Raw genomic sequence first — 26,000 nt, 5'->3', positions numbered from 1 at the left:
CGCTCAGTCCGCCGCGCGCGCAGCCGCCAACGCGGCGATGTCGCGCGGCGTGGTGCGACAGCAACCGCCGATCAACCGCGCGCCGGCCGCCAGCCACTGCGCGTGCTGGTCGGCCAAGCTGCATGCCGTCGTGCTGCCTGCGTGCCAGCGCTTGTCGCCGGCATCGTAGTGCTCGCCCGAATTGGGATACACCACCAGCGGCAGCGCTGTCAGTGCAGAGAGGGTCTGCAAGGCGGCGGTGACGTGTTCCAGCGCGATGCAGTTGATGCCCACTGCGATCACCTGCTTGCAGGCATCCAGCGCCGGGATGACCTGTGCCAACGGCGTGCCATCGCTCAGATGTGCGGCATCGCGCAAGGTGAAGGAAAACCATGCATGCAGCGGCGGGAATTCTTCCAGCAGCAGGCGCAGCGCGACGATCTCGTTGGCCGACGGCAGCGTCTCGCAGGCCAGCACATCCACACCTGCCTCGGCCAGCGCGGCGATGCGCGGGCGATGAAAGTCCATCAGTTGCGCCAGCGGCAGAGCGTAGTCGCCGCGGTATTCCGAACCATCTGCCAGATACGCGCCGTATGGCCCGACCGAACCGGCCACCCATAGCGGCGCGTCCTGTGGATGGGCAAGCAGATGATCGGTGCGCGCCTGCGCGGCCAATGCCACGCTGCGTGCGATCAGCGCTTGCGACTGCGCCAGGTCCAGCCCGCGCGCGGCAAAGCCCAACGGCGTGGCCTGGTAGCTGGCGGTGATGGCGCACTGCGCACCGGCGGCGAAGTAGTCGCGATGCACCTGATGGATCAGCTCCGGCTGCTCCATCAGCACGCGCGCCGACCACAGCGCATCGTTGAGATCGCAGCCGCGTTGTTCCAGTTCGGTAGCGAGCGCGCCATCGAGCAGCACATAGCCGTCGTGCTGCAGGGCCTGGCTGAAAGGTGCGTCGGCACGCGGCCGGCGGGGAAGAATCGTCATGCGTGCTGTCTCCGGGTCGCAAGCCATTGCGTGAGTGCATAGGCGCCGTAGCACAGCGCCACAAACGGGATGCCGCACCACAGCGCGATGCGTTGCTGCGGATCGAATGCCAGCCCGATACAGGCCAGCAGACACAGCGAAAACCCCAGGATCGGCGTCCACGGATACCACGGCGCGCGATACGCCAGGCTCTCCAGCGCGATCCCGTCGCGCAGCAGCTGGCGGCGAAAGAAATAGTGGGAGGCGCAGATGCTCAGCCACACCACCACGACCGCAAAGCCTGACACCGCCGAGATCGCCACGAACACCGTGTCGGCCGCGTACACGCCGGTAAGCAGCGCCAACAGCCCACCGAGCATGCTCAACGCCAATGCCGGCAACGGGATGCCGCGCCGGGTCAGGCGCGCCAGCCGCGCCGGCAGCGTGCCTTCGTTGGCCAGCGACCACAGCATGCGCGCGGCTGCGTACAGGCCGGAATTGGCCGCCGACAGGATCGCGGTGAGGATCACTGCATTCAAGATGTCGGCCGCATACGGAATGCCCAGCAATTCAAACGCGCGCACGAATGGGCTGGTCTCCACTGCTGCCTGCTCGGCCGGTAACAGTGCGGCCAGCACCAGCACGGTGCCGACGAACAACACCACCAACCGGACCAGCGTGGTGCGGATCGCCAGCGGAATCGCACGCGCCGGCTGCGCGGTTTCGCCGGCGGCAACGCCGATCAATTCGGTGCCGGAAAAGGCGAAATTCACCGCCACCATCGTCATCAGAATCGGCAAGGTGCCCTGCGCAAACCAGCCATCGGCGCGCAGGTGGCGCAGCCCGGGGGCCGGCGAACCATCTGCCAACGGCAACACGCCGACCACCGCCGCGCCGCCGAGCACGATGAACACCAGGATGGTGATCACCTTGATCAACGAAAACCAGAACTCGCCCTCGGCAAACCAGCGCGCCGACACCGTGTTCAAGCCGAAGATCAGCGCGCAGAACAACAGACACCACTGCCATGCCGGTGTGTGCGGGAACCAGTACTGCATGCAGAACGCGGCAGCGGTCAGGCTCGATCCCAACGCCACCGTCCAGGTCAGCCAATACAACCACGCCACCACGTAGCCGGTGGCCGGCCCGAGATAGCGCGCGGCATACACGTGAAAGGCGCCTGTCTGCGGCATCGCCACCGCCAGCTCGCCCAGGCATTGCATCACCAGATACACCACCAATGCGCCGATCAGATACGCGATCACCGTGCCCAACGCACCGGTGCTGGCGATGATGTAACCGGTGTTGAAGAACAACCCGGTGCCGATCACACCGCCCAGCGACAGCATCACCAGATGGCGCACCTGCATGCTGCGCTGGAATTGCGGTGCGGCGTTGGAAGGGGGTTCGGGCATCGGCAGGACGGGTCGGTGGCCCAACATCCTGCCACGCGCGCGCAGGCGAGCACAGCCACGCGTTGGCCAGCCGTGACGCGGCACCAACAATCCGCGATGCCGTGCGGTGCGTCTTGCCTCGATGCGCGCAAGCGCGCGTCGCGCTCGACATGGTCTGGTCTGGCCTGGTCTGCACGACACGCTCCGGGCACCCGGGCGGTATCCTCGCCACTGCTCATCCGGACTGCTGACATGCCACACGACTTGCACACACGCACCTACGCGCAGACGCAGCGCTGGAGTGCATCCTCGCTGCCTGCACGTATCGCAGATGCCATCAATGTCGCTATCGCCGTCGCTGCATGTGGTGCATCCGTCCTGGCAGCTGGCGACGCGGGGCAGCGCCAGCTGCCCCATCGCGTGCGAGGCGCAGCATGATGCTCGCCGGCATCCACCACGTGGCGATCATCGCCGGCGACTATGCGCGCTCCAAGCAGTTCTATTGCGACGTCCTGGGTCTGCGCGTGCTCGCTGAGCATTACCGCCAGCCGCGCGATTCCTGGAAGCTGGATCTGGCGCTGCCCGACGGCGGCCAGATCGAGCTGTTTTCGTTTCCCGACGCACCGCTGCGCCCCAGCCGCCCGGAAGCGCGCGGGCTGCGTCATCTTGCCTTCCGGGTCGAAGCGCTGGACGCGGCCGTCGCGCATCTCAACGCGCACGGCGTGGTCACCGAAGACATCCGCATCGACGAATACACCGGCCGCCGCTTCACTTTCTTCGCCGATCCGGACGACTTGCCGCTGGAGCTCTACGAAGTCGGTTGAGCGCAGCAGACCCGGCAGGTTCGGTCACATCTGCCACGGAGGCACGTCGAAGAGTCAGAGCGATCAACAAACCTGCTGCGCGGCCGCCAGGCGGGCGCTCGGTATGTTTTGTTGGCCGCTGGTAGTCGATGGTCGCTGTGACTTTCGGCGGATGCGGCGATGCGGTGACACCATGAAGATCGAACCACACCAGGACACAGGGAGCGTACATGCTGCAGATCCGTGCATTGTCCAAGACCTACGCCAATGGCGTGCATGCGCTGCAAGGCGTCACCCTCGACATTCCTCGCGGCATGTTCGGATTGCTTGGACCAAACGGCGCCGGCAAGTCGTCGTTGATGCGTACGCTGGCCACGCTGCAGGAGCCCGATTCGGGTAGCGTGACGCTGACCAGCGCCGACGGAAGCAGCATCGACGTGCTCACCGACAAGGACGCCTTACGCCGCCGGCTGGGCTATCTGCCGCAGGATTTCGGCGTGTACCCGAAGGTCAGCGCGCTGGACATGCTCGATCACTTCGCCGTGCTCAAGGGGCTCACCGATCGCGGCCAACGCAAGGAGGTGGTCGAGCGGCTGTTGCAGCAGGTCAATCTGTGGGATGCACGCAAGCGCAAGCTCGGCACCTATTCCGGCGGCATGCGGCAACGTTTCGGCATTGCGCAGGCGCTGCTGGGCAACCCGCAATTGGTCATCGTCGATGAGCCGACGGCCGGGCTGGACCCGGAAGAGCGCAATCGCTTTCTCAATCTGCTGGCCGAAATCGGCGAGAACGTGGTGGTGATCCTGTCCACCCATATCGTCGAAGACGTCACCGACCTGTGCCCGACGATGGCCATCATGAACAAGGGCCAGGTATTGCTGACCGGGCGGCCCGCCGATGCGATCGACATGCTGCAGCAGCAGGTCTGGCGCAAACAGGTCGCCAAGCAGGCGCTGCCCGATTACGAAGCACGCTTCACCGTGCTGTCCACGCGCCTGATTGCCGGGCACCCGGTGATCCACGTGTTCAGTGCCGACTGCCCGGAACCGGGTTTCGAACAGGTCGCTCCCGATCTCGAGGATGTCTATTTCCAGCGCCTGCGCAAGCAAGCGCTGGCTGCCTGACGGAGCGCTGCGATGATCCTGGCGTTCCTGCGCTTCGAGCTGCGCGAACAACTGCGCTCGCCCTTCCTGTGGCTGCTGGCTGCGCTGTACGCGCTGCTGGCGTTTGCCGCGCTGTCCAGCGATGCGGTGCAGATCGGTGGCGGCATCGGCAACGTGCTGCGCAATGCGCCGACCGTGATCGCCACGCTGCTGGGACTTTTCAGCCTGCTGGGCCTGCTGGTGATCACCCTGTTCGTCTGCAATGCCTTGCTGCGCGACTTCGACCTGGGCACGGCCGAGCTGGTGTTTTCCACACCGGTGCGGCGGCGCGACTATCTGCTCGGCCGTATCGGCGCGGCGCTGATCGCCGGCATGGTGATGTACGTGGTGATCGCGCTGGGCATGTTCGCGGCGCAATTCATGCCCTGGATCGATCAGGCACGGCTCGGCCCGGTCGCAGTGCTGCCCTATCTGTGGTCGTTGCTGGTGCTGGTGCTGCCCAATCTGCTGTTCACCACCGCGCTGCTGTCGGTGCTGGCGGTGACCACGCGCAGCATCCTGTGGGTCTATATCGGCGTGATCGTGTTCTTCGTGCTGTATGGCGTGAGCCGTGCGCTGATGGCCGATCTGGACAATGTGTGGATCGCCACGCTGTCCGACCCGCTCGGCATCCGCGCGTTGTCGCAGACGCTGCGCTACTGGTCGGTGGACCAGCGCAATCATCAGTTGCCGCCACTGACCGGCTATCTGCTCGCCAATCGCGCGGTGTGGTTGGGCATGAGCGGTGTGCTGTTCGCCGCCACCTTCGCGCTGTTCCGCACCGAGCGCAGCGGCACGCGTCGGCGCCGTGGCGCTGGCGCGATTGCACCTGCCGATACGGCGCCCACCAGCACACGCGTCACCACCACGCGCCTGACGGTCACACCGAGCTTCGGCGCGGCCACCGCCTGGAAGCAGTTGCTGCGGCAGATCCGCTTCGACACGTTGGGCGTGCTGCGCAGTGCGCCGTTCGTGGTGCTGCTGATGCTGGGCCTGGCCAACTTCATTCCGACCGCCTTGTTCAATTCGCGCAATTACGGCACCGCCGTGCTGCCGGTGACCTCGTTGATGCTGGAGGCGCTGCAGAACAGCTACAGCTTTCTGCTGATCATCGTGGTGCTGTTCTATGCCGGCGAGCTGGTGTGGAAGGAGCGCAGCAACCGCATCGACGGCATCACCGACGCGATGCCGGTCCCGGATTGGGTGCCGTTGCTCGGCAAATTCGTCGCCTTGCTGGCGGTGATCGCCAGCTTCCAGCTCGCCGGTGCGCTGACCTCGATCGCGCTGCAGCTGGGCCGTGGCTACACCAGCATCGAACCGCTGCTGTATCTCAAGACCCTGGCACTGGGCTCGGTGCTGTACGTGCTGATGGGCGGCATGGCCTTGGCGCTGCAGGTGCTGAGCAACAACAAGTTCGCCGGCTATGCGCTGCTGATGCTGGTGTTGATCGGGCAGTCGGTGCTGTCGATGCTCGACTACACCCAGAACCTCTACACCTTCGGTGGCTGGCCCAACGCACCGTATTCGGACATGAACGGCTACGGGCACTTCCTGCCCGGGCAGTTGTGGTTCCAGGGCTATTGGGGCGTGTTCCTGCTGGCCTTGCTGTTGCTGTCCTCGGCATTCTGGCCGCGCGGCGTGGGCCACGGGTTGCGACAGCGTGTGCGGCTGGCGTTGCGGCGCCTGCGCAGCCCGACCGGTGCGGCATTGGCGGCCACCCTGCTCGGCTTCGCGGCGGTCGGCGGCTGGCTGTACTGGAACACCAACGTCTACAACAGCTTCCTGTCGCCGGAACAGCAGCTGGACCTGCAGGCGCGCTACGAGCGCGATTACCGCAAGTACAAGGATCTGCAGCAGCCGCGCATCGTCGCGATCGACAACCATGTCGACCTGCATCCGGAAACCCAGTCGGTCGTCATCGATGCCACCTGGACGGTGCGCAACACCCACCCCACGCCGATCAGCGAGGTGCACATCGGCATGCAAGGCCGCACTGGCGACCGCAGCCTGGTGAAGGTGGATCTAGGCGGGCAGACCCTGACCACGCACGACATCCCGGCCGGCTATCGCATCTATCGACTACAGCGGCCGCTGCAACCCGGCCAAGAGCGCGTGTTCCGTTTCCGTGTGGACCAGCATCCACATGGGCTCACCGCCGAACAGGCGCAAACCGAACTGGTCGCCAACGGCAGCTTTTTCAACACCACCTTGCTGCCCTGGTTCGGCTACAACACGCAGACCGAGATCACCGACCGCAACGACCGCCGCAAGCGCGGCCTGGGCGAACCCACGCGCATGCCCAAGCTCGAAGACCAGGCCGCGCGCGCCAACACCTACGTCACCGACGATGCCGACTGGCTCGATTTTGCCAGCACCGTCTGCACCGCGCCGGATCAGATCGCCCTGGCGCCGGGCTATCTGCAACAGGAATTCCAACGCGATGGCAGGCGCTGCTTCCGCTACGTGATGGACCGCCCGATGCTCAACTTCTACGCCTACCTGTCGGCACGCTGGCAAGTGCGCAAGGCGCGTTACAAGAACATCCCGATCGAGATCTATTACGACCCCAAGCACCCGTACAACGTGCAACGCATGATCGAGAGCGTGCAGAAATCGCTGGCCTATTACGAAGCCAATTTCAGCCCGTATCAGCACCATCAGGTGCGCATCATCGAGTTCCCCGGCTACGCGCGATTTGCGCAGTCGTTCGCCAACACCATTCCCTACTCCGAATCGATCGGCTTCATTGCCGATCTGCGCGACAAGAACGATATCGACTACGTGTTCTATGTCACCGCCCACGAAGTGGCGCATCAATGGTGGGCGCATCAGGTGATCGGCGCGAACGTGCAAGGCGCCACCATGCTGTCGGAATCGCTGGCGCAGTATTCGGCGTTGATGGTGATGGAACGCGAGTACGGACGCGCCCACATGCGCCGCTTTCTCAAGTACGAACTGGACCGCTATCTGGAAGGCCGTGGCGGCGAAACCATCGAGGAATTGCCGCTGTACCGCGTGGAAAATCAGCAATACATCCACTACCGCAAGGGCTCGCTGGCGTTTTACCGGCTGCGCGAAGAGATCGGTGAGCAGGCGCTCAACCGCGCGTTGCAGCGCTTCCTGGCCGCCAAGGCTTTCGAACAACCGCCTTACACCACCTCGGCCGAGCTGCTGCAGACCATTCGGGCCGAGGCACGCCCGGACCAGCAGGGGCTGATCACCGACCTGTTCGAAAAGATCACCTTCTACGACAACCGCGTGGTGAGCGCGCAGGCACGCAAACGCCCCGATGGGCACTATGAGGTCACCGTGCAGACGCATGCGGCCAAGTTGCAGGCCGACGGCAAGGGCAAGGAGCACGCGGTGCCGTTGGACGACTGGATTGAAGTGGCGATCTACGGGAAGGCCGCTGGCAAGGACGCGCAGGCACCGGTGCTGTATCTGCAGCGTCAGCACATCACCAGCGCCGCGCCGAGTTTCACGCTCACGGTCGACAGACTGCCTGCCGAAGCCGGCTTCGACCCCGACAACAAACTGATCGACCGCGTGCCGGCGGACAACCGCAAGCAGGTGACGCTGCAATAGCCGAATGAACGCATGCCGCAGCGCGTCTTTCCGCCACCATACTCCACGGTATACATTGCGATCAGGCCGCCGACGGCGGCCACAGCAATCCCTGGGAGGGGACACATGCGCAAGACCTTCAAGACCCTGATGCTGGCCCTGCCGCTGGCTGCGGCCTCGCTACTGGCCCAGGCCGCCGACTCGCCGGTGGGCCGCTGGAAGACCATCGACGACGAGACCGGCAAACCCAAGTCGGTGGTGCAGATCGAACAAACCGGCAACGGCACGCTGAGCGGCAAGGTGGTGGACATCCTGCAATCGGACAAGGGCCCGAACCCGCTCTGCGACAAATGCGATGGCGCCCAGAAAGGCAAGCCGATCAAGGGCATGACCATCCTCTGGGGCCTCAAGCCCGACGGCACTGCGGTGTGGAGCGGCGGTTCGGTGCTCGACCCGGCCAAGGGCAAGACCTACAAGGCCAAGGTCACCCTGACAGACGGCGGCAAGAAGCTGCAGATGCGCGGTTACGTCGGCATCGAGGCGCTGGGCCGGACCCAGACCTGGATTCGTGAGTAGCCGGGAATCGGGAATCGGGAGTGGGGAATCGTAAGAGCAGGCGCCCGTGAGGGCGCCTTTTTTGTACGTATCGTTCAGGACATGCAACTGCATCGAGATCAGGAAAATGACGCTCACCGGCCGCCACTACGCATCATCAGCCGGCCAACTGCCTGCGCGCCTCAACAACACGGCAACCTGGCCCCGCTTTGACCGATTCCCCATTCCCCATTCCCAAATCCCGGCTCACGACTAATGCGATAATCGCCCGTCCCCCGCATCACACCTGCCATGACCCGCACCGCACTCGTCACCACCGCCCTGCCCTACGCCAACGGGCCGCTGCATCTTGGCCATCTGGTCGGCTACATCCAGGCCGACATCTGGGTGCGCGCGCGCCGGCTGCGCGGCGACAAGACCTGGTTCGTCTGCGCCGACGACACCCATGGCACGCCGATCATGCTCGCCGCGGAAAAGGCCGGGGTCACCCCGGAAGCCTTCATCGCCAGCATCCAGGCCAGCCATGAGCGCGACTTTGCCGCGTTCGGGGTGACCTTCGATCATTACGATTCGACCAATTCGCCGGTCAATCGCGAGCTCACCGAGGCCTTCTACACCAAACTGGAGGCCGCCGGTCACATCAGCCGTCGCTCGGTGGCGCAGTTCTACGACCCGGCCAAGGGCATGTTCCTGCCGGATCGCTACATCAAGGGCATCTGCCCCAACTGCGGCAGCGCCGACCAATACGGCGACAACTGCGAGGTCTGCGGCGCCACCTACGCGCCGACCGAGCTGAAGGAGCCCAAGTCGGTGATCTCCGGCGCCACCCCGGAGTTGCGCGACTCGGAGCATTTCTTCTTCGAAGTGGGCCATTTCGACGGTTTCTTGCGTGAGTGGCTGGCCGGCGATGTGGCGCTGGCGGGCGTCAAGGCCAAGCTCAAGGAATGGCTGGATACCGAAGGCGGCCTGCGCGCCTGGGACATCTCGCGCGATGCGCCGTACTTCGGCTTCCAGATTCCCGGCCAGCCGGGCAAGTATTTCTATGTATGGCTGGACGCGCCGATCGGCTACCTGTGCAGCTTCAAGACCCTGTGCGCGCAGATGGGCGAGGAGTTCGAGGCGCATCTGGTCGCCGGCACGCAGACCGAGCTGCATCACTTCATCGGCAAGGACATCGTCAATTTCCATGGCCTGTTCTGGCCGGCGGTGCTGCACGGCACCGGCCATCGCGCGCCGACCCGGCTGCACGTCAACGGCTATCTCACCGTGGACGGCGCCAAGATGTCCAAGTCGCGCGGCACCTTCGTGATGGCACGGACCTTCCTGGACGTGGGCCTGGAACCGGAGGCGCTGCGCTACTACTTCGCGGCCAAGTCCTCCGGCGGCGTGGATGATCTGGATCTGAACCTGGGCGATTTCATCGCGCGGGTGAATGCGGATCTGGTCGGCAAGTTCGTCAACCTGGCCAGCCGCTGCGCCGGTTTCATCGGCAAGCGCTTCGACGGCAAGCTGGCCGACGCGCTGCCCGATCCGGCGCAGTACGACCGCTTCGTCGCCGCGTTGGGGCCGATCCGCGAGGCCTACGAGCGCAACGATGCGGCCAGCGCGATCCGCCAGACCATGGCGCTGGCCGACGAGGCCAACAAGTACATCGACGACACCAAGCCATGGGTGATCGCCAAGCAGGAAGGTGCCGATGCGCAACTGCAATCGGTGTGCACGCAGGGTTTGAACCTGTTCCGGATCCTGGTCGCTGCGCTCAAGCCGATCCTGCCGCGCACCTGTGCCGAGGCCGAAGCCTTCCTGTCGGCACCGATGACCAGCTGGGACGACGTCACCCGCCCGCTGACCGCGCACGTGATCCAGCCCTACACCGCCCTGTTCACCCGTATCGACCCCAAACTGATCGACGCCATGACCGACGCTTCAAAAGACACCATGGCCGCACCTGCGGCACCCGCTGTGACCACCGCCAAGCCCGCCCCGTCCAAGGCCGAGACCAAGCCGGCGGCCGTTGCCAATCCCCAATCCCCAACCGCCACTCCCAGCCTCATCGGCATCGACGATTTCGCCAAGCTCGACCTGCGCATCGGCAAGGTGCTGGTGTGCGAATTCGTGGAAGGCTCGGACAAGCTGCTGCGCTTCGAACTGGATGCCGGCGAGCTGGGCAAGCGCCAGATCTTCTCGGGCATCCGCGCCAGCTATGGCGAACCGGAAACGCTGGTCGGCCGCAGCGTGGTGTTCATCGCCAACCTGGCCCCGCGCAAGATGCGCTTCGGCATCAGCGAAGGCATGATCCTGTCGGCCGGCTTCGACGGCGGCGCGCTGGCACTGCTGGACGCCGATGGTGGTGCGCAGCCGGGGATGCCGGTTCGGTGAAGCGGGATTGGGGAATCGGGAGTCGGGAATCGTAGAAGCCAGAGCTGATTGTTGAGGGAGACCTGACACCAGTGCCTGGCCCGTCCCTCATCCGCCCCTGCGGGGCACCTTCTCCCGATGGGAGAAGGGAAAAGCAGACACCGCGCCTTTAACCAATCCCCACTCCCCAATCCCCCGCCCCATGCACCTGGCCCTGTTCGACTTCGACCACACCATCACCACCTGCGATAGCTATGCGCGTTTTCTGCGCAAGGTGGCCACGCCCGCGCAGCTGGCGACGGCGAAATGGCAGGTCGGCCCGTGGGTGCTGGGGTACCGGTTGGGCATGGTGTCCGCTGCGGCGCTGCGCGCGCGGGTCACCCGCATCGTGTTCAGTGATCGCCGGCTGGACGAGGTGGCCGCGCACGGTGCCGATTTCGCGCGCACTGCATTGCCGGGCGTGCTGCGCGCCGAGGTGATGCAGCGCATCGACTGGCATCGGGCGCAGGGGCATGAAGTGGTGCTGGTGTCGGCCTCGCTGGACCTGTACCTGCAGCCGTGGTGCGCGCAGCATGACCTGTCGTTGATCTGCAACAAGCTGGAACACCACGCCGGCGTATTGAGCGGGCGCTATGCGGACGGCGATTGCGGCCCACGCAAGGCCGCGCAGATCCGCCTGCGCTATGACCTGTCGCAATACGAATGCGTGCATGCCTACGGCGACAGCCGTGAAGACAAGCCGATGCTGGCGCTGGCGCAGCAGCGCTGGTATCGCGGCAAGCTGCTGCACTGACATGCACACCGCAACGCCCGCCGCATCGCCCGACCTGGTCGAACGCCTCGACCGCCTGCTGCCGCAGACCCAGTGCGGCCAGTGCGGTTATGACGGCTGTCGCCCGTATGCGCAAGCGATGGCGAACGGCGAGGCCGACATCGATCATTGCCCGCCCGGTGGCGACGCAGGTGCCCGCGCGCTGGCGCACGCACTGCAGGTTCCTGCACGCCCGTACGACCGCACCCGTGGCACCCACACGCCGCCGCAGGTGGCCTGGATCGTGGAGGCCGACTGCATCGGCTGCACCAAATGCATCCAGGCCTGCCCGGTGGATGCCATCGTCGGCGGCGCCAAACACATGCACACGGTAATCGCGCCGCTGTGCACCGGCTGCGAGCTCTGCCTGCCAGCCTGCCCGGTGGATTGCATCGAGCTGCGCACAATCGGCTAGACGGCTCGCAAAAGGCCTTCAATTCCTACCTTCCGTCAGGAACGTCCTGACGCATCCGGCGCATCCATGCTGCGGACGCGCTCGTATTGGTGTGTACTCCCATCGAGGAATCCGCCGATGCGCCCATTCGCCGCCCTTGCCACGTTAGCCGCACGCTGCCGGCCGATCCCGCCGTTGTTGTTGCTGGTGCTGGGCTGTTCGCCTCTCAGCGCAGCAGCCGTCACCCATGTGGACGGCGATGCCTTCGACGGCGACAGCGGCGCGCTGCGTTACCGCGAGTCGCACTGGCTGCTCGACGACGGCGGCCGGGTGGTGCTGTACCGCTGCACTGACGGGCGCCCGTTCGCGCGCAAACTGGTCGATGGCGGCGGCCCCTCACCCAACTTCAGCCTGCTCGATGGACGCGACGGCTACCGCGAAGGCGTGCGCCAACGCGATGGCGTGCGCGAGATGTTCCAGCAGGAACCCGGCAAGGCCGAACGCCGCACCGCGCTGCCCGCCAGCGAAGGCGCGCGCGTGATCGATGCCGGTTTCGATGCCTATCTGCGCACCCAATGGGACGCACTCGCCAGCGCACCGCAGCGTGTCGACTTCGTGCTGCCGAGTCTGCAGCGCCAGCTGGCCTTCAAGGTCGAACGGATCGGCGACAGCGCCGGCCAGCGTCGCTATCGGCTCAGCCTGGATGCCTGGTACGGCGCAGCGGTGCCGTCGCTGGAGGTGCGTTACTCGATCGCCGACAAGCGTCTGCTCGAATTCCGCGGCGTCGGTAACCTGCGCGACGAGCGCGGCCGCTATCCGCACGTGCGCATCGTTTTCCCGGACACCGCTGCGCGTGCCGCCAGTGCGGACGAGTTGCGCCAGGCACGCGAGCAGCCGCTGGCCAAGCGCTGCAGCGCCCCGTGAACCAGACACGCGCCATCTTCACGTTCGACCACGCGCCGTTGCGTAAAACGGCCCGGGCACCCATTCCCCACGCAGGAACATCCTCATGGCCAAGGCCTATCTCTGGATCAACGCAGCGCTCTATGTCGTCCTGGCGATCTGGTGCACGCTCTCACCGGCCAAGACCGCAAATGCGGTCGGTTACACCCAGCTTTCGCCGGCCGGGCAGTCGGAATACCTGGTCATCTACGGCGGCCTGCAGTTGGGCATGGCATTTTTGTTCGGTTACTTCGCCTGGATCGATCAACCGCGCACCGGGCTGCTGGTGGCACTCGCCTTCTACGTCCCGATCGTGCTGTTCCGCACTGTCGCGCTCTCGCGGCTGTGGCCGGTCTCTGCACCGACGGTTGCGCTGGCAGGCGTGGAAATCCTGTTGCTGCTCGCCGCTGTGCTGCTGTGGTTCCGGCACAAGTGAAAGACACGCTGTAGCCAGTCCGGTAGGATCGGCGCCACCTTACTCAACGCCCGACCGCATGAGTGCCATTCCTGGCCACGACGACGATGAAACCGGACGCCTGCTCACCGCAACTGCGGGCGGCGACCGGCATGCTTTCGAAGCGCTGTATCGGCAGACCTCGGCCAAGCTGTTCGGGGTGTGCTTGCGCATGATTCCGCAACGCGCCGAAGCCGAAGAAGTGCTGCAGGACGTGTTCACGCTGATCTGGCACAAGGCCGGTCAGTTCGATCCGGCGCGTGCACGCGGGCTGACGTGGCTGGCGATGATTGCGCGCAACAAGGCGATCGACCATCTGCGCGCCAACGCACCGCAGCGCCGCAACGTGAACCTGGACGATGCCGGCGACCTGCGTGCCAGCGATGCCTCACCGCTGGAGCGCACCGAGCGCGCCAGCACGCGCCACCGCATCGACCACTGTCTGGCCGAACTCGAACCGCCACGCAGCGAATTGATCCGCACCGCGTTCTTCGATGGCATCACCTACGAAGAACTGGCGGCGCGCACCGACACGCCGATCGGCACGGTCAAGAGCTGGATCCGCCGTGGCCTGGCCAAACTCAAGGCATGTCTGGAACGATGAGCACGCCATTCCCCATCGACCAGGAACCGCCGCGCGACGTGCTTGCCGGCGAATACGTGCTGGGCCTGCTGAGCGCCGACGAGCGCCTGGCGGCCGAACAACGCATCGCCACCGACAGCCAGTTCGACCAGGCGGTTCTGCAATGGCAGCAGCATCTGATGCCGCTGCTGGACGAAATCGCGGCGGTGACCCCGTCCGATCAACTCTGGACGCGCATCCGCCAGACGCTTGGCTTTGACACGCCATTGCGCGCAGTACCCGCAGCACCGACCACCACCACAACGCCGGCAGCACCGCTGTGGAACAGCGTGCGCTTCTGGCGCTGGGCCAGTGCCGGTGGCCTGGCCACTGCTGCGGTGTGCGTGCTGGCCTTGTTGAACGTGAACACGCCGCCCGCACCGGTGCAGCCGCCAGCCACTGGCCCGGTGGTACAGGCACCGCCGGTCACGACTCCAGCAACCCCGGCCACCCCGCCTGCCACCGGCATCGCGATGACTGCCACGCTGGCGACCGAAGACGGCCGGCCGGGCTACGTGGCCTTGATGGATGCCGACAAGCACACCATCACGGTGACGCCGTTGGATCGCACCGCCACCGCCGACAAGGTGCCCGAACTGTGGTTGATCACCGCAGACGGCAAGCCGCATTCGATGGGCACGTTCGATGATCAACGCGCACGCCGCGCGCAGATCCCCGATCAGCTGATGCCCATGCTCAGCAACGAGGCTCTGTTGGCCGTCACCCTGGAACCACTGGGCGGTGCGCCAGGTGGCATCCCCACCGGTACCGTGGTGGCCAAGGGCGGCATCAGCACGCTGGCAATGGCGCCCTGACCCGGCGGTGAGCTTGCCTGCGAGGCTCTCGCAGGCAAGCGCGTTTCACGAACGACCTCATGCACGCCAGCGATACGGCGTGGGGTCAATTGTGTGCGCGATTGCGCGAATTATCGGTGTGATCAGACGAACCTTACACACGCATGCGACGATCATGCGCGCTGGTGCATCTGTTTGCCGGCAGCGTTCGTAAAGGGTCACGACCAACGACGGAGAACCACGCGTGCCGAGTACCGGAGTCGACCCCAACGCTGCAACGCCTCAGCCCACCAGCCCACATCCCCGTGGCTGGTTGGCAATGCGTATCGGCAGCCTGCGCCGCTGGGTGGATTCGCAGACCGACGAACCGCTGGACGAAGCGCGCGCAGACCGCATCGACTGGTTGCGTGCCATCCCCTTCATCGTCCTGCACCTGGCCTGCCTGTCGGTGGTCTGGGTGGGCGCTTCCTGGTTTGCGGTGGGCATGGCGGTGGCGTTGTATGCGCTGCGCATGTTCGCGCTGACCGGTTTCTATCATCGCTATTTCTCGCACCGCGCCTTCAAGACCTCGCGCGTGCTGCAGTTCGTGTTCGCCGCGATCGGCGCTACCTGTGTGCAACGCGGGCCGCTGTGGTGGGCCGCGCATCATCGCAATCATCATCGGCATACCGACACCGGCCGCGACCCGCATTCGCCGGCGCAACACGGCTTCTGGTGGAGCCATACCGGCTGGTTCCTGACCCCGCGTAATTTCCGCACCGATTGGGAAGTCATCCCGGATCTGCGCCGCTTTGCCGAGCTGCGCTTCCTGGACCGCTTCGACATCGTGATGCCGGTGGTGCTGGCGCTGGGCTTGTACCTGCTCGGCGACTGGCTGGCCACCGCCGCGCCCGCGCTGAACACCAATGGCGCGCAGTTGCTGGTATGGGGCTTTGTGATCTCCACAGTGGCCTTGTTCCATGCCACCTTCACCATCAACTCGCTGGCGCATCGCTTCGGCAGCCGGCGCTTCGATACCCGCGACGACAGCCGCAACAACTGGCTGCTGGCGCTGCTCACCTTTGGCGAAGGCTGGCACAACAATCACCACTTCTTCCCCGGCTCGGCGCGCCAAGGCCTGCGCTGGTGGGAGTACGACATGACCTGGTACGGCCTCACGGCGATGTCGTGGGTGGGCCTGGTGTGGGACCTCAAGCCGATGCCGAAACTGCTCACGCAGCGCGCCGAGCGGGTGCGCCGATGAGCGAGGGCAGGATTGCCGTGGTCGGCAGTGGCATCGCCGGCCTGGGCGCGGCGTGGCTGTTGTCGCGGCGCTATGAAGTCACTCTGTTCGAGGCTGCCGATTATCTCGGCGGGCATACCCACACGCACGACATCCAGCTGGAAGGCCAGCGCTACGCGGTGGACAGCGGCTTCATCGTGTTCAACCCGCAGCACTATCCGTTGCTCACGCGCATGTTCGCCGAGCTCGACGTGGCCGCGCAGCCGACCACGATGAGCTTCTCCGTGCACGATGCGCGCAGCGGGCTCGAATACAACGCCGGCAGCCTGGGTGGGCTGTTCTGCCAGCGCCGCAATCTGCTCAGCCCGCGCTTCTGGGGCATGTTGTCCGACCTGCGCCGCTTCTATCGCCAGGCACCGGCGGTGCTGCACAGCGACGAGCAGTTCAGCACGCTGGGCGAGTATCTGCAGCGGCATGGTTACTCGGATGCATTTCGCGACCAGCATCTGGTGCCGATGGCCTCGGCGCTGTGGTCATCGCCCTCGCAACGCATCCTCGAATTTCCGATGGGCCAGCTGATCGGCTTCATGGCCAATCACCACATGCTGCAACTCAGCGGGCGGCCGCAGTGGCAGGTGGTGCGTGGCGGCTCCAACAGCTATGTGCGCGCGCTGCGTCGGCGCTGGCAGGTGCTGGAGCGGCTGTCTACCCCGGTGCATGCGATCCGGCGCGTCAACAACGGGGTGGTGCTCAGCTCGCTGCGCGGCGAAGAACATTTCAACGACGTGGTCCTGGCTTGTCACGCCGACGATGCCTTGGCATTGCTCAGCGACTCCACACCGGCCGAGCAACAGATCCTGGGCGGCATCACCTACCAGAACAACGACACCGTGCTGCATACAGATGCGCGCGTGTTGCCGCGCGATCGCCGCGCCTGGGCGGCATGGAACGCGTATGTGCCGGCCGACCCGCAGGCGCCGTGCACGGTGAGTTACTGGATGAACGCGCTGCAATCGATCGATGCGCCGCAGCCATTCATCGTCAGTCTCAATCGCGACCACGACATCGACCCGGACAAGGTGTTGCGGCGCATGCGCTATCGCCACCCGGTGCAGAACGCGGCAGCACTCGCTGCACAGACGCGCAAGGCCGACATCCAAGGCGTGCAGCACACCTGGTTTGCCGGTGCGGCATGGGGCTTCGGCTTCCACGAAGACGGCCTGCGCAGCGGTGTGGATGTGGCGCACGGCCTGGGAGTGCCGTGGTGATGCAGCTGCTGCGCGAAGCCGGCACCGATGCGGTGCCGTTGCCCCCGACCGAGGGCAGCGGCGCCGGCAGCATGGCCGCGCCGTTGCGCAGCGCGATCTATACCGGATGGGTGCGGCACCGTCGGTTTGCGCCAAAAACGCTGGATTTTCGCTACAAGCTGTTTTTGATGTATCTGGATCTGTCCGAACTGGATCGGGTGTTTGCGCAGCGTTGGCTGTGGTCGGTGGGGCGCGCCAACCTGGCGCAGTTCCGTCGCAGCGACTATCTCGGCGACCCAACTATTCCACTGGATGAAGCGGTGCGCGATTGCGTGCAGACCCACACCGGCGAGCGCCCCGACGGCGCGATCCGCCTGCTCACGCATCTGCGCTACTTCGGCCACGTCTTCAACCCGGTCAGCTTCTACTACTGCTTCGATCGTCACGACGGCCTGCGCTGGATCGTTGCCGAGATCACCAACACGCCCTGGCAGCAGCGCCACACCTACGTGCTGCCGGTGGCGCAGGCGCGCACCCATCGCAACGTGCATGCCTGGCGCTTCGACAAGCGCTTCCACGTCTCGCCCTTCATGGGCATGCAGCACCAGTACGACTGGCGTTTCAGCGTGCCGGATGCGCAGTTGCGCGTGCACATGGACGTGCTGGATGCGCCCGATGCCGACGCGGCAAGCAACGACAGCGGCGCGCGCCGTTTCGACGCCACCCTGGTGCTGCAGCGCCAGCCGCTGACCGCGCGCACCCTGGCGCGCACGCTGCTGGCCTACCCCTTGATGACCGTGCAGGTAGTGGTCGCCATCCACTGGCAGGCCTTGCGCCTGTGGCTGCGCGGCAACCCTGTGCACGACACCCCCCATCCGCCTGTGCGAGAACGCCGATGAACGCCACGTCCCTGCCCGACACCACTGCCCCGCGCGCGGCTTCCTGGACGGATCGCCTGTTGCGCAAACGCCTGCTGGCAACGCTCGGCGACCTGCGCGATGGGCAATTGCAGCTGCACGAGGCCGATGGCATCACCACCCTCGGCAATGCCGGCGGCGCGGATGCCTTGCAACTGCAATTGCGCGTCACCGATCCGGGCTTCTATCGGCAGGCCGCGCTCAATGGCAGTGTCGGTGCCGGCGAGTCGTACATGGATGGGCAATGGCAGTGCGACGACCTGGTCGGCCTGATGCGCCTGCTGTTGCGCAATCGCGACCGCCTGGATGCGATGGAGACCGGCACCGCACGTCTGGGTGGATGGGCGATGCGCAGCCTGCACACCTTTGCGCGCAATACCCGCAGCGGCAGCCGGCGCAATATCGCCGCGCATTACGACCTGGGCAACCCGTTATTCAGTCTGTTTCTCGATGAAAACCTGATGTATTCGTCGGCGATCTTCGTCGATGGCGAAGAGGCGCAAGGCGAAGCGGCACTGGAGCGCGCCGCCACGCGCAAGCTCGAACGCATCTGCCAGAAACTGCGGCTCGGCCCGCAGCACCATGTGGTGGAAATCGGCACCGGCTGGGGTGGCTTTGCCCTGCATGCCGCACGCGAGCACGGCTGCCGCATCACCACCACCACCATCTCGCGCGAACAGTTCGATCTGGCAACCCAACGCATCGCTGCAGCCGGTTTGAGCGATCGTGTGACGGTGTTGCTGCGCGACTATCGCGACCTGGACGGGCACTATGATCGGGTGGTGTCGATCGAGATGATCGAGGCGATCGGCCATCAGTATCTGGATACCTATTTCGCCAAGGTCGGCAGCTTGCTTGCCGACGATGGCGAGGCGCTGATCCAGGCCATCACCATCGAAGACCATCGCTATGCGCAGGCATTGCACTCGGTGGACTTCATCAAGCGGCATATCTTTCCCGGCAGCTTCATTCCCTCGGTGGCGGCGATGACCGGTGCCATCGCGCGCGCCAGCGATCTGCGCCTGTTCAATCTCGAAGACATCGGGCCGAGCTATGCGTTGACGCTGCGCGCCTGGCGGCAGCGCTTCATGGCGCAGCTGACGCAGGTGCGCGCGCTGGGATACGACGAGCGCTTCATCCGCATGTGGGAGTTCTATCTGGCCTATTGCGAAGCCGGTTTTCTGGAGCGTTCGATCGGCGATGTGCATCTGTGGCTGAGCAAGCCGGGCGCGCGTCCGCCGCAGTTCGTGCCTGGCCTGCCTGCCGACGCATGAAGCAGCTCGGCAACTATCTCGGCTTGCAGGTGCTATGGGTGGTGGCGGTCAGCGCCGCCGCGCAGGCGCGCATCTGGCCGACACTGCTGGTGTTGGCGGTATTTGCGCTGTATCAGCTGTGGCCATCGCGGCGCGCGCCGGGCGATCTGCAATTGTTGATCGCCGCGTTGTCGCTGGGCTTGCTGCTCGACACCACGCTGGCTGCAGGCGGTTGGGTGCATTACGCCGCACCGTGGCCGGGCACGCCGTTGGCACCGCCGTGGATTCTGGCGTTGTGGCTGGGCTTTGCGCTCACCCTCAATCATTCGCTGGCAGCGGTGATGCAACGGCCGTGGCTGGCGGTGTTGCTGGGCGCCATCTTCGGGCCGTTCTCGTATTGGTTGGCGCAGCGCAGCTGGCACGCGGTGGAATTTCAACCACCTCAGCTGCACGCAGTGGTTGCGGTCGGCATCGGCTGGGGCGTGGCCTGCGGCGTGTTGTCGCTGTATGCACGCCGCCTGGCGCGACCATCGCCTGAGCACATCACTGGAGAACTGCAATGACTGTCTGGCCACTGCTGCATGTAGGCGTGTTTGCGAGCGTGGTGATGGTGATCGGCTGGCTGTGGCAGCGCCGCAGCGGCAATGCCGGCCCGGTGGATGTGCTGTGGGCCGCGTGCCTGGCCGTCGCTGCACCGTATTGCGCTTGGATGTCCGATGGCGCGCTGCTACCGCGCGTGCTGGTGGCCGTGCTCGGCGGCGTGTGGGGTGCGCGCCTGGCGCTGCATCTGGGCGTGCGCGTGTTCGGCGACCCGCACGAGGATGGCCGCTATCGCGCACTGCGCGAACACTGGAATGGCGACCAGCGTAAATTCCTGGGCTTTTTCCTGGCGCAAGCGGTGGTGGTGGTGCTGTTTTCGGTGCCGTTTCTTGCCGCTGCCAGCAACCCGAATCCGGCCTGGAGCGTGTGGAGTACATTGGCACTTGCCGTGTGGTTGATCGCGGTCGGCGGCGAAGCGCTGGCGGACCGGCAACTGTCTGCGCACAAGGCCAACCCGGCCAATCGCGGCGTCACCTGCCGCAGTGGGCTGTGGCGGTATTCGCGCCATCCCAATTATTTCTTCGAGTTCGTGCATTGGTTTGCCTATCTGGCGCTGGCTGTCGGTGCCGGGCCGTGGCCCCTCGCGCTGTGCGCGCTCGGGCCGGTGGTGATGTTCGTGTTTCTGTATCGCTTCACCGGCATTCCCTACACCGAGCAGCAGGCGCTGCGCTCGCGTGGTGAGGACTATGCGCAGTACCAACGCAGCACCAGCGCATTTTTTCCGTTTCCCCCTTCGTCCTGAGTCGCCTGGAGAGTCGTATGTCCACCGTTACCATCCCGCCCTCCTCGCTGCCCGAAGAATCCTTCGCCACCCGGCTTGCCGAATCCGGCCTGCTGCCCGATGCCGCGCTGCGCTACGGCATCCGCCGATTGTGCGCGCAGCGTTTGCGCGATGAGCGCGGCGACGGCGCCGATGCCAGCGGCGAACGTCAACGCGCGTTTATCGACAGCCTGCGTGCCAGCGCGATCGCGATCGAAACCGATGCCGCCAATCGCCAGCACTACGAGTTGCCGCCGCAGTTCTTCACCCTGTGCCTGGGGCGCCGGCTCAAATACAGCAGCTGCTATTGGGACGCGACCACGCCGGATCTGGATGCCGCCGAAGAACGCATGCTGGCGCTGTACGGCGAGCGTGCCGAGCTGGCCGACGGCCAGCGCATTCTGGAACTGGGCTGCGGCTGGGGCTCGCTGACCCTGTGGATGGCCGAGCGCTATCCCGGCGCCACCATCACCGCGGTGTCCAACTCACGCCCGCAGCGCGCGCATATTCTGGAACAATGCCGCGTGCGCGGCTTGAGCAACGTGCAGGTGATCACCGCCGACGTCAACGCGCTGGCGCTGCCGCCGGGCAATTTCGACCGTGTGGTGTCGGTGGAAATGTTCGAGCACATGCGCAATTACCGCGAGTTGCTGGCGCGCGTCGGCAGCTGGCTGGCGCCGGGCGGCAAATTGTTCGTGCATGTCTTCTGCCATCGCGATCTGGCCTACCCGTTCGAAGTGACCGGCGAAGACAACTGGATGGGGCGGCACTTTTTCACCGGCGGGCTGATGCCGGCCACCGATACCTTGCTGCATTTCCAGCAGGACGTGGTGATCGAACAGCGTTGGGTGCTGTCGGGCGAGCATTACAAAAAAACCGCCAATGCCTGGCTGGAGAATCAGGACCGCCACCGCGAGCAGATCATGCCACTGCTGAAGCAGACCTACGGCGAGGATGCGCAGCGCTGGTGGCAGCGCTGGCGGATGTTCTGGCTGGCCTGCGCGGAGCTGTTCGGTTACGACCAGGGCCGCGAATGGGGCGTAGCGCACTATCGCTTCGTCAAGCGTTGAGCGAAGCAAGGCTGATCGACGCAGGAGCGCGCGTCAAAACGGCATCGCGGCCAGCAGATGGCCGCGACGTGTCGGCTTCAACTCGGCTCTTCAACAACGCCGGCACGCAGATCAGTGCGTTAGCTGGCAATGCCAGCTCGCCACGCAACCAGGTTTTCGTAACTGGCTGTTGAGGCGGCTGTAGTGTCTTGCAGAGCGCATGGCTGCAGCGCGCGATCGACCGGCGATCCGCGCGCCGCCAGGCGATCAGCCCGCCGCAGCGGTGATCACGATTTCCACCTTCCACTCAGGCCGCGCCAGTTTGGCCTCGACAGTGGCACGCGCGGGCGTGAAGCCATGCGGCACCCACTCGTCCCAGGCCTTGTTCATGCCATCGAAATCGGCGATGTCGGCCAGGAAGATTTCCGCACGCAGGATCTTGGTCTTGTCGCTGGCCGCCTGCGCCAGCAATTTGTCGATTTCGCCCAGCACCTGGCGGGTCTGCCCGGTGATGTCTTCGCTGGTGTCCTCGGCAATCTGGCCGGCCAGATAGCACACGCCGCCATGCACGGCCATTTCGGACATCCGCGGACCTGTATCGAATCGCTGCACCATTTCAGACTTCCTACGGTTGATTGACCCGGGCATTGTCCCGCGAATGCGGCAAACATGCAGCCTGCGCACGTACGTCGCACGCCAGCCACCGCCCAACCAGCACCATCCAGGACACGATTGCCACGATGGCGCTCTTCTGGCTGATGCCCGGCGGGGCGCTGGTCACGCTGACGTGGAACAACAACAGCGCAAATGCCGCCAAGCCCAGACCGAATGCCGGCACGAAGTGCTGCCGCCACCCACGATCACGACGGAAATACCAGGATTGCAGCAATATCGCTGCAATTACGCACAGAAATGCGGTATTGGCCGACAACAGATGCACCATCGTCGCCGCGTCGGGTGCAAGCACCGGCATCCAGCTGTCGCCGATCGCCACCGCGCTCAGGCCTACTGCCGCCATGCAGAACAAGCCCACCACCGTGCGACTGCATGCGACCGGTGCCAGCGCCACGTACAGGCCCAGTGCCAGCCACGCCATGGCTGCGGCCAGCAGGCAATAAGCGGTGCGCAGCAGCAAGCCGTAAGCGCCGTGCAGGTAGGCACTCAGTTGTGCATCGATCCAGTCCAGATCGCCGCGCAGCCATTGCAGCAACACCACCAGAGCGATGAAGGCCACGCCCGTCCCTGCGGTGATCGCACCGGCGTAACCGCTCCAGCGTGGCGGACATGGCTGCCGGGTTTGCGCAGCAGCGCGGTGATCGCATGCATTCCCCATCAACAGCCTGTCTCCCCTGCAACTGTCATCTGATCCATCCGGCTCCCCGACGGCATGTACGCGTGGCTTTGCCCTATGATGCGCGCGGCCGCCATGCGCGGACAAATATCGGCATGGCCGGACCTTAGCGTTCACTTCATTTCTGCATTGACGCGATCACGCTGCACGCACTTCAATCGACCGGCCCATGCAGACCCTCCGCGCGCGGCACATTCCGTGCATGCACCCTCTTTCCCTCAAGCAGATCCCGTTGCCCTCATGACGGATACCCCCGTGTCTTCCGAAACGCCCGCCAGCGGTTGGCGTCGCGCCCTGCCGGTGATCATCAGCCTGGCGATCCTGGCGATGGCGCTGCACGCGCTGTCCTCTCAGTTCACCGACCACGGCTATCGGCAGATCCGCCAGGCGTTCCGTGAACTGGGGGTCGGCCAGATCGCGCTCACCCTGCTGCTGGGCTTGAGCAGCTACGCCTGCCTGGTGGGCTTTGACTGGGTGGGGCTCAAGCGCACCGGCAAGCGCTTGCATCCGGCGCGGGTGGGCATCACCGCGTTCATGGCGCATGCGGTCGGGCAGACATTGGGCTTTGCTGCACTGACCGGCGGCGCGGTGCGCCTGCGCGGTTATGGCAGCGTGGGGCTGACCCTGGCCGAGATCGGCCAGGTGGTGCTTATGAGCACGCTGGGCTTCATCTTCGGCGCCTGGGTGCTGCTTGGCCTGGCCTTGATGCTGGAACCGGAAGCGGCCGCACGCGCCCTGCCGATCGCCGCAGAAGGCATCCGCATCGCCGGTATCGCCTTGCTGGTCGGCTATGTGGCGATGCTGGTCTTGGTCGGGAGACAGGGCCGCGAATTCGGCATCCGCAGCCATCGCTTCTGGCTGCCCGATCGCACCACGGTGCTCGGCGTGACCGCGCTGAGCGTGGTCGAACTGGGCCTGGCTGCAGCCGCGTTCTACGTGCTGCTGCCGCCGGATCCGGGCACCGGCTACTTCGGTTTTATCGGCATCTGGCTGGTGGCGGTGGTCGCCGGCCTGATCTCCACCGTGCCCGCCGGCCTGGGCGTGTTCGAGTGGAGCCTGCTCAAGCTGCTGCCGCATGTCACCCCCGCCGCGGTGCTGGCCGCGGCGCTGGCCTACCGGGTCACCTACTACATCGTGCCGTTGCTGATCTCGGTGGCAATGGCGGCAGCTTCCGGCCTGGGTGCGCCAGTGCGCGCCAGTGCGAGCACCGCACGCACGGTGTGGAGGGCGTTTCGCCCGTGGCTGCCGCAGATTCTGGCCTTGGCGGTGTTTGCGGTGGGTGCGGCGCTGATGATCGACGGCACCTTGCCCACCCCGCGCGCGCGTCAGGAAGTAGCGCCGCTGCCGCTGATCGAAACTTCGCATCTGCTGGTCAGCCTGGGCGGCATGTTGTTGCTGCTGATCGGCCAGGGCCTGCAACGCCGCAGCCATGCGGCCTGGGCGCTGGCGCTGGGCGTGTGCGTGCTGTTGCCGCCGCTGTCGCTGCTGCGCGGCAGCCATATTTCGGTGTCGCTGTCGGCCGCATTGGCGGCGGTTGCGCTGTGGGCGGCACGCCGCGAGTTCTATCGCCAGGGCGCGCTGCTGGACGAAGCCTGGTCGTGGCGCTGGCTGAGCAATCTGGGCCTGGTGCTGGTGGCCACGTTCTGGCTGCTGTTCTTCGTCTACAGCCATGTCGAATACAGCAACGACCTGTGGTGGCAGTTCGCCACCTCGGCCAATGCGCCGCGTGCGTTGCGCGCCGCGCTGATCCTGTGCGTGGGCGTGATCGTGTTCGGCATGGCACGCCTGCTGCGTGGCGGGCGTCGTCCGATGCCGGCCGCCGATGCGCAGACGCTGCAGACGCTGGCACCGATTCTGGCCATCAGCACCGACACCCAGGCCTGCCTGGCGTTGACCGGCGACAAGGCGTTTCTGCTCGATGAGCAGGGGCGTGGGTTTGTGATGATGCAGCGCTACGGCGGCTCGCTGATCTCGATGGGCGATCCGGTCGGCCCGCCGGAGGTTGCGCGCGCCTTGATCTGGCGTTTCCGCGAAGAGGCCGACCATATGGGTCTGCGCCCGGTGTTCTACCAGGTCGGCGAAAAATACTGGCAGACCTATCTCGACATGGGGCTGACCCTGGTCAAGCTGGGCGAAGAGGCGATCGTGCCGCTGGAAGGCTTCACCCTGGAAGGCCGCGACCGCGCCGACCTGCGCCAGGCATGGAACCGAGGCAAGCGCGGCGGCCTGACCTTCCGCATGCTGCAGCCCGAGCAAGTGGAGGCGGTGCTGCCGCAGCTGGCCGAGGTGTCCGAGCAGTGGCTGGAAGAAAAAGCCGGCGAAGAGAAAGGCTTTTCGTTGGGCAGCTTCGATGCGGAGTACCTGCGCCGGTTCCCGGTAGCGGTGGCCGAGGCGGAAGGACAGATCGTGGCCTTCGCCAACGTGTGGTGGGCGCCGGCCGGCGGCGAGCTGTCGGTGGATCTGATGCGCCACAGTGCGCAGGCGCCCAAGGGCACCATGGACTTCTTGTTTATCGAGCTGTTCCTGTGGGGCCAGGCCAATGGCTACACGCGCTTCTCGCTGGGCATGGCGCCACTGTCGGGCATGGCCGAGCATCGCCTGGCCGGCCGCTGGAACCGCTTCGCCAGCCTGGTCGCGCGGCACGGCGAACGCTTCTACGGGTTCAGCGGTCTGCGCCGCTTCAAGTCGAAGTTCGCGCCGACCTGGCGCCCGCGCTATCTGGTCGCGCCGGGCGGCATGCACTTGCCGGCAGCGTTGCTGGATGTGACCCGCTTGATCTCGGTGGATCCTGGCCGGCAGGAATAAGGTCGCGTGATGCCTGCG

General features: G+C 65.5%; 23 protein-coding genes. 19 read left to right on the top strand and 4 right to left on the bottom strand.

Annotated elements, in window-relative coordinates:
• Window positions 1-3 precede the first annotated feature (3 nt).
• Together mmuM and mmuP are read right to left on the bottom strand one after the other, a co-directional pair.
• The gene (gene mmuM / locus NYR97_RS16190; protein WP_316694615.1) at window positions 4-966 is read right to left on the bottom strand and encodes a homocysteine S-methyltransferase; all 963 of its coding nucleotides are present in this window, start codon (window positions 964-966) and stop codon (window positions 4-6) included.
• Window positions 963-2,360 (bottom strand): S-methylmethionine permease, encoded by a 1,398-nt coding sequence (gene mmuP / locus NYR97_RS16185; protein ID WP_316694613.1) that lies wholly within the window; start codon window positions 2,358-2,360, stop codon window positions 963-965. Before mmuP ends, mmuM begins: the two co-directional genes overlap by 4 nt.
• A 413-nt stretch (window positions 2,361-2,773) precedes the next feature.
• On the opposite strand from mmuP, the gene gloA2 reads away from it, so the two are divergent.
• The 18 genes from gloA2 to NYR97_RS16095 all read left to right on the top strand — a co-directional run bounded on the left by gloA2 (window position 2,774) and on the right by NYR97_RS16095 (window position 21,847).
• Window positions 2,774-3,163 carry an SMU1112c/YaeR family gloxylase I-like metalloprotein gene (gene gloA2, locus NYR97_RS16180; RefSeq protein WP_210761993.1) on the top strand — a complete coding sequence of 130 codons (390 nt, stop codon included), beginning with the start codon at window positions 2,774-2,776 and terminating at the stop codon, window positions 3,161-3,163.
• 209 nt (window positions 3,164-3,372) lie between these two features.
• On the top strand, window positions 3,373-4,266 hold the full coding sequence (locus NYR97_RS16175) for an ABC transporter ATP-binding protein (protein ID WP_205391972.1): 894 nt from the start codon (window positions 3,373-3,375) through the stop codon (window positions 4,264-4,266).
• 12 nt (window positions 4,267-4,278) lie between these two features.
• Window positions 4,279-7,869, top strand: a complete 3,591-nt coding sequence (locus NYR97_RS16170) for an ABC transporter permease/M1 family aminopeptidase (protein ID WP_316694606.1) — start codon at window positions 4,279-4,281, stop codon at window positions 7,867-7,869.
• A gap of 105 nt (window positions 7,870-7,974) precedes the next feature.
• Window positions 7,975-8,424, top strand: coding sequence for a DUF2147 domain-containing protein (locus tag NYR97_RS16165; protein WP_006450214.1), 450 nt, complete (start codon window positions 7,975-7,977; stop codon window positions 8,422-8,424).
• A gap of 270 nt (window positions 8,425-8,694) precedes the next feature.
• Entirely contained in the window at window positions 8,695-10,782 is a 2,088-nt protein-coding gene (gene metG / locus NYR97_RS16160; RefSeq protein WP_316694602.1) for a methionine--tRNA ligase, read from the top strand.
• A gap of 181 nt (window positions 10,783-10,963) precedes the next feature.
• The gene (locus tag NYR97_RS16155; protein ID WP_316694599.1) at window positions 10,964-11,554 is read left to right on the top strand and encodes an HAD family hydrolase; all 591 of its coding nucleotides are present in this window, start codon (window positions 10,964-10,966) and stop codon (window positions 11,552-11,554) included.
• Window position 11,555: 1 nt separating this feature from the next.
• Entirely contained in the window at window positions 11,556-11,987 is a 432-nt protein-coding gene (gene rnfB, locus NYR97_RS16150) for an Rnf electron transport complex subunit RnfB (protein ID WP_316694596.1), read from the top strand.
• Between the two features lie 117 nt (window positions 11,988-12,104).
• On the top strand, window positions 12,105-12,890 hold the full coding sequence (locus NYR97_RS16145) for a hypothetical protein (RefSeq protein WP_316694594.1): 786 nt from the start codon (window positions 12,105-12,107) through the stop codon (window positions 12,888-12,890).
• Between the two features lie 85 nt (window positions 12,891-12,975).
• Window positions 12,976-13,344: a DUF4345 domain-containing protein gene (locus tag NYR97_RS16140; RefSeq protein WP_168958370.1), complete on the top strand. Its 369-nt coding sequence runs from the start codon at window positions 12,976-12,978 to the stop codon at window positions 13,342-13,344.
• Window positions 13,345-13,402: 58 nt separating this feature from the next.
• On the top strand, window positions 13,403-13,966 hold the full coding sequence (locus NYR97_RS16135; RefSeq protein WP_205391979.1) for a sigma-70 family RNA polymerase sigma factor: 564 nt from the start codon (window positions 13,403-13,405) through the stop codon (window positions 13,964-13,966).
• Window positions 13,963-14,799, top strand: a complete 837-nt coding sequence (locus tag NYR97_RS16130) for an anti-sigma factor (protein WP_316694588.1) — start codon at window positions 13,963-13,965, stop codon at window positions 14,797-14,799. The genes NYR97_RS16135 and NYR97_RS16130 overlap by 4 nt, the downstream gene beginning before the upstream one ends.
• A gap of 223 nt (window positions 14,800-15,022) precedes the next feature.
• Window positions 15,023-16,021 (top strand): acyl-CoA desaturase, encoded by a 999-nt coding sequence (locus NYR97_RS16125; protein ID WP_316694586.1) that lies wholly within the window; start codon window positions 15,023-15,025, stop codon window positions 16,019-16,021.
• Window positions 16,018-17,268, top strand: coding sequence for an NAD(P)/FAD-dependent oxidoreductase (locus NYR97_RS16120; RefSeq protein WP_316694584.1), 1,251 nt, complete (start codon window positions 16,018-16,020; stop codon window positions 17,266-17,268). The genes NYR97_RS16125 and NYR97_RS16120 overlap by 4 nt, the downstream gene beginning before the upstream one ends.
• Window positions 17,268-18,146: a DUF1365 domain-containing protein gene (locus tag NYR97_RS16115; protein ID WP_316698300.1), complete on the top strand. Its 879-nt coding sequence runs from the start codon at window positions 17,268-17,270 to the stop codon at window positions 18,144-18,146. Before NYR97_RS16120 ends, NYR97_RS16115 begins: the two co-directional genes overlap by 1 nt.
• Window positions 18,143-19,438 carry a class I SAM-dependent methyltransferase gene (locus tag NYR97_RS16110; RefSeq protein ID WP_316694582.1) on the top strand — a complete coding sequence of 432 codons (1,296 nt, stop codon included), beginning with the start codon at window positions 18,143-18,145 and terminating at the stop codon, window positions 19,436-19,438. Before NYR97_RS16115 ends, NYR97_RS16110 begins: the two co-directional genes overlap by 4 nt.
• Window positions 19,435-19,980 carry a DUF2878 domain-containing protein gene (locus tag NYR97_RS16105; RefSeq protein WP_205391985.1) on the top strand — a complete coding sequence of 182 codons (546 nt, stop codon included), beginning with the start codon at window positions 19,435-19,437 and terminating at the stop codon, window positions 19,978-19,980. The genes NYR97_RS16110 and NYR97_RS16105 overlap by 4 nt, the downstream gene beginning before the upstream one ends.
• Window positions 19,977-20,759, top strand: coding sequence for a DUF1295 domain-containing protein (locus NYR97_RS16100; RefSeq protein ID WP_316694579.1), 783 nt, complete (start codon window positions 19,977-19,979; stop codon window positions 20,757-20,759). Before NYR97_RS16105 ends, NYR97_RS16100 begins: the two co-directional genes overlap by 4 nt.
• 17 nt (window positions 20,760-20,776) lie before the next feature.
• Window positions 20,777-21,847, top strand: a complete 1,071-nt coding sequence (locus NYR97_RS16095; RefSeq protein ID WP_316694576.1) for an SAM-dependent methyltransferase — start codon at window positions 20,777-20,779, stop codon at window positions 21,845-21,847.
• Between the two features lie 246 nt (window positions 21,848-22,093).
• On the opposite strand, the gene NYR97_RS16090 is transcribed toward NYR97_RS16095, so the two are convergent.
• Both NYR97_RS16090 and NYR97_RS16085 read right to left on the bottom strand, forming a co-directional pair.
• The gene (locus tag NYR97_RS16090) at window positions 22,094-22,441 is read right to left on the bottom strand and encodes a RidA family protein (protein ID WP_023903305.1); all 348 of its coding nucleotides are present in this window, start codon (window positions 22,439-22,441) and stop codon (window positions 22,094-22,096) included.
• 10 nt (window positions 22,442-22,451) lie between these two features.
• Window positions 22,452-23,159 (bottom strand): DUF998 domain-containing protein, encoded by a 708-nt coding sequence (locus NYR97_RS16085; RefSeq protein ID WP_316694574.1) that lies wholly within the window; start codon window positions 23,157-23,159, stop codon window positions 22,452-22,454.
• A 258-nt stretch (window positions 23,160-23,417) separates the two neighbouring features.
• Between NYR97_RS16085 and mprF the strand changes: the two genes are divergently transcribed.
• Window positions 23,418-25,982, top strand: a complete 2,565-nt coding sequence (gene mprF, locus NYR97_RS16080; protein WP_316694573.1) for a bifunctional lysylphosphatidylglycerol flippase/synthetase MprF — start codon at window positions 23,418-23,420, stop codon at window positions 25,980-25,982.
• Window positions 25,983-26,000: the final 18 nt, after the last annotated feature.

Origin of the sequence: Xanthomonas hydrangeae (genome assembly GCF_032697525.1) — a bacterium.
Taxonomy (GTDB): Bacteria; Pseudomonadota; Gammaproteobacteria; order Xanthomonadales; family Xanthomonadaceae; genus Xanthomonas; species Xanthomonas hydrangeae.
Note: the sequence above shows the minus strand (reverse complement) of the source record. Positions and strands in the feature narration are given on the sequence as shown.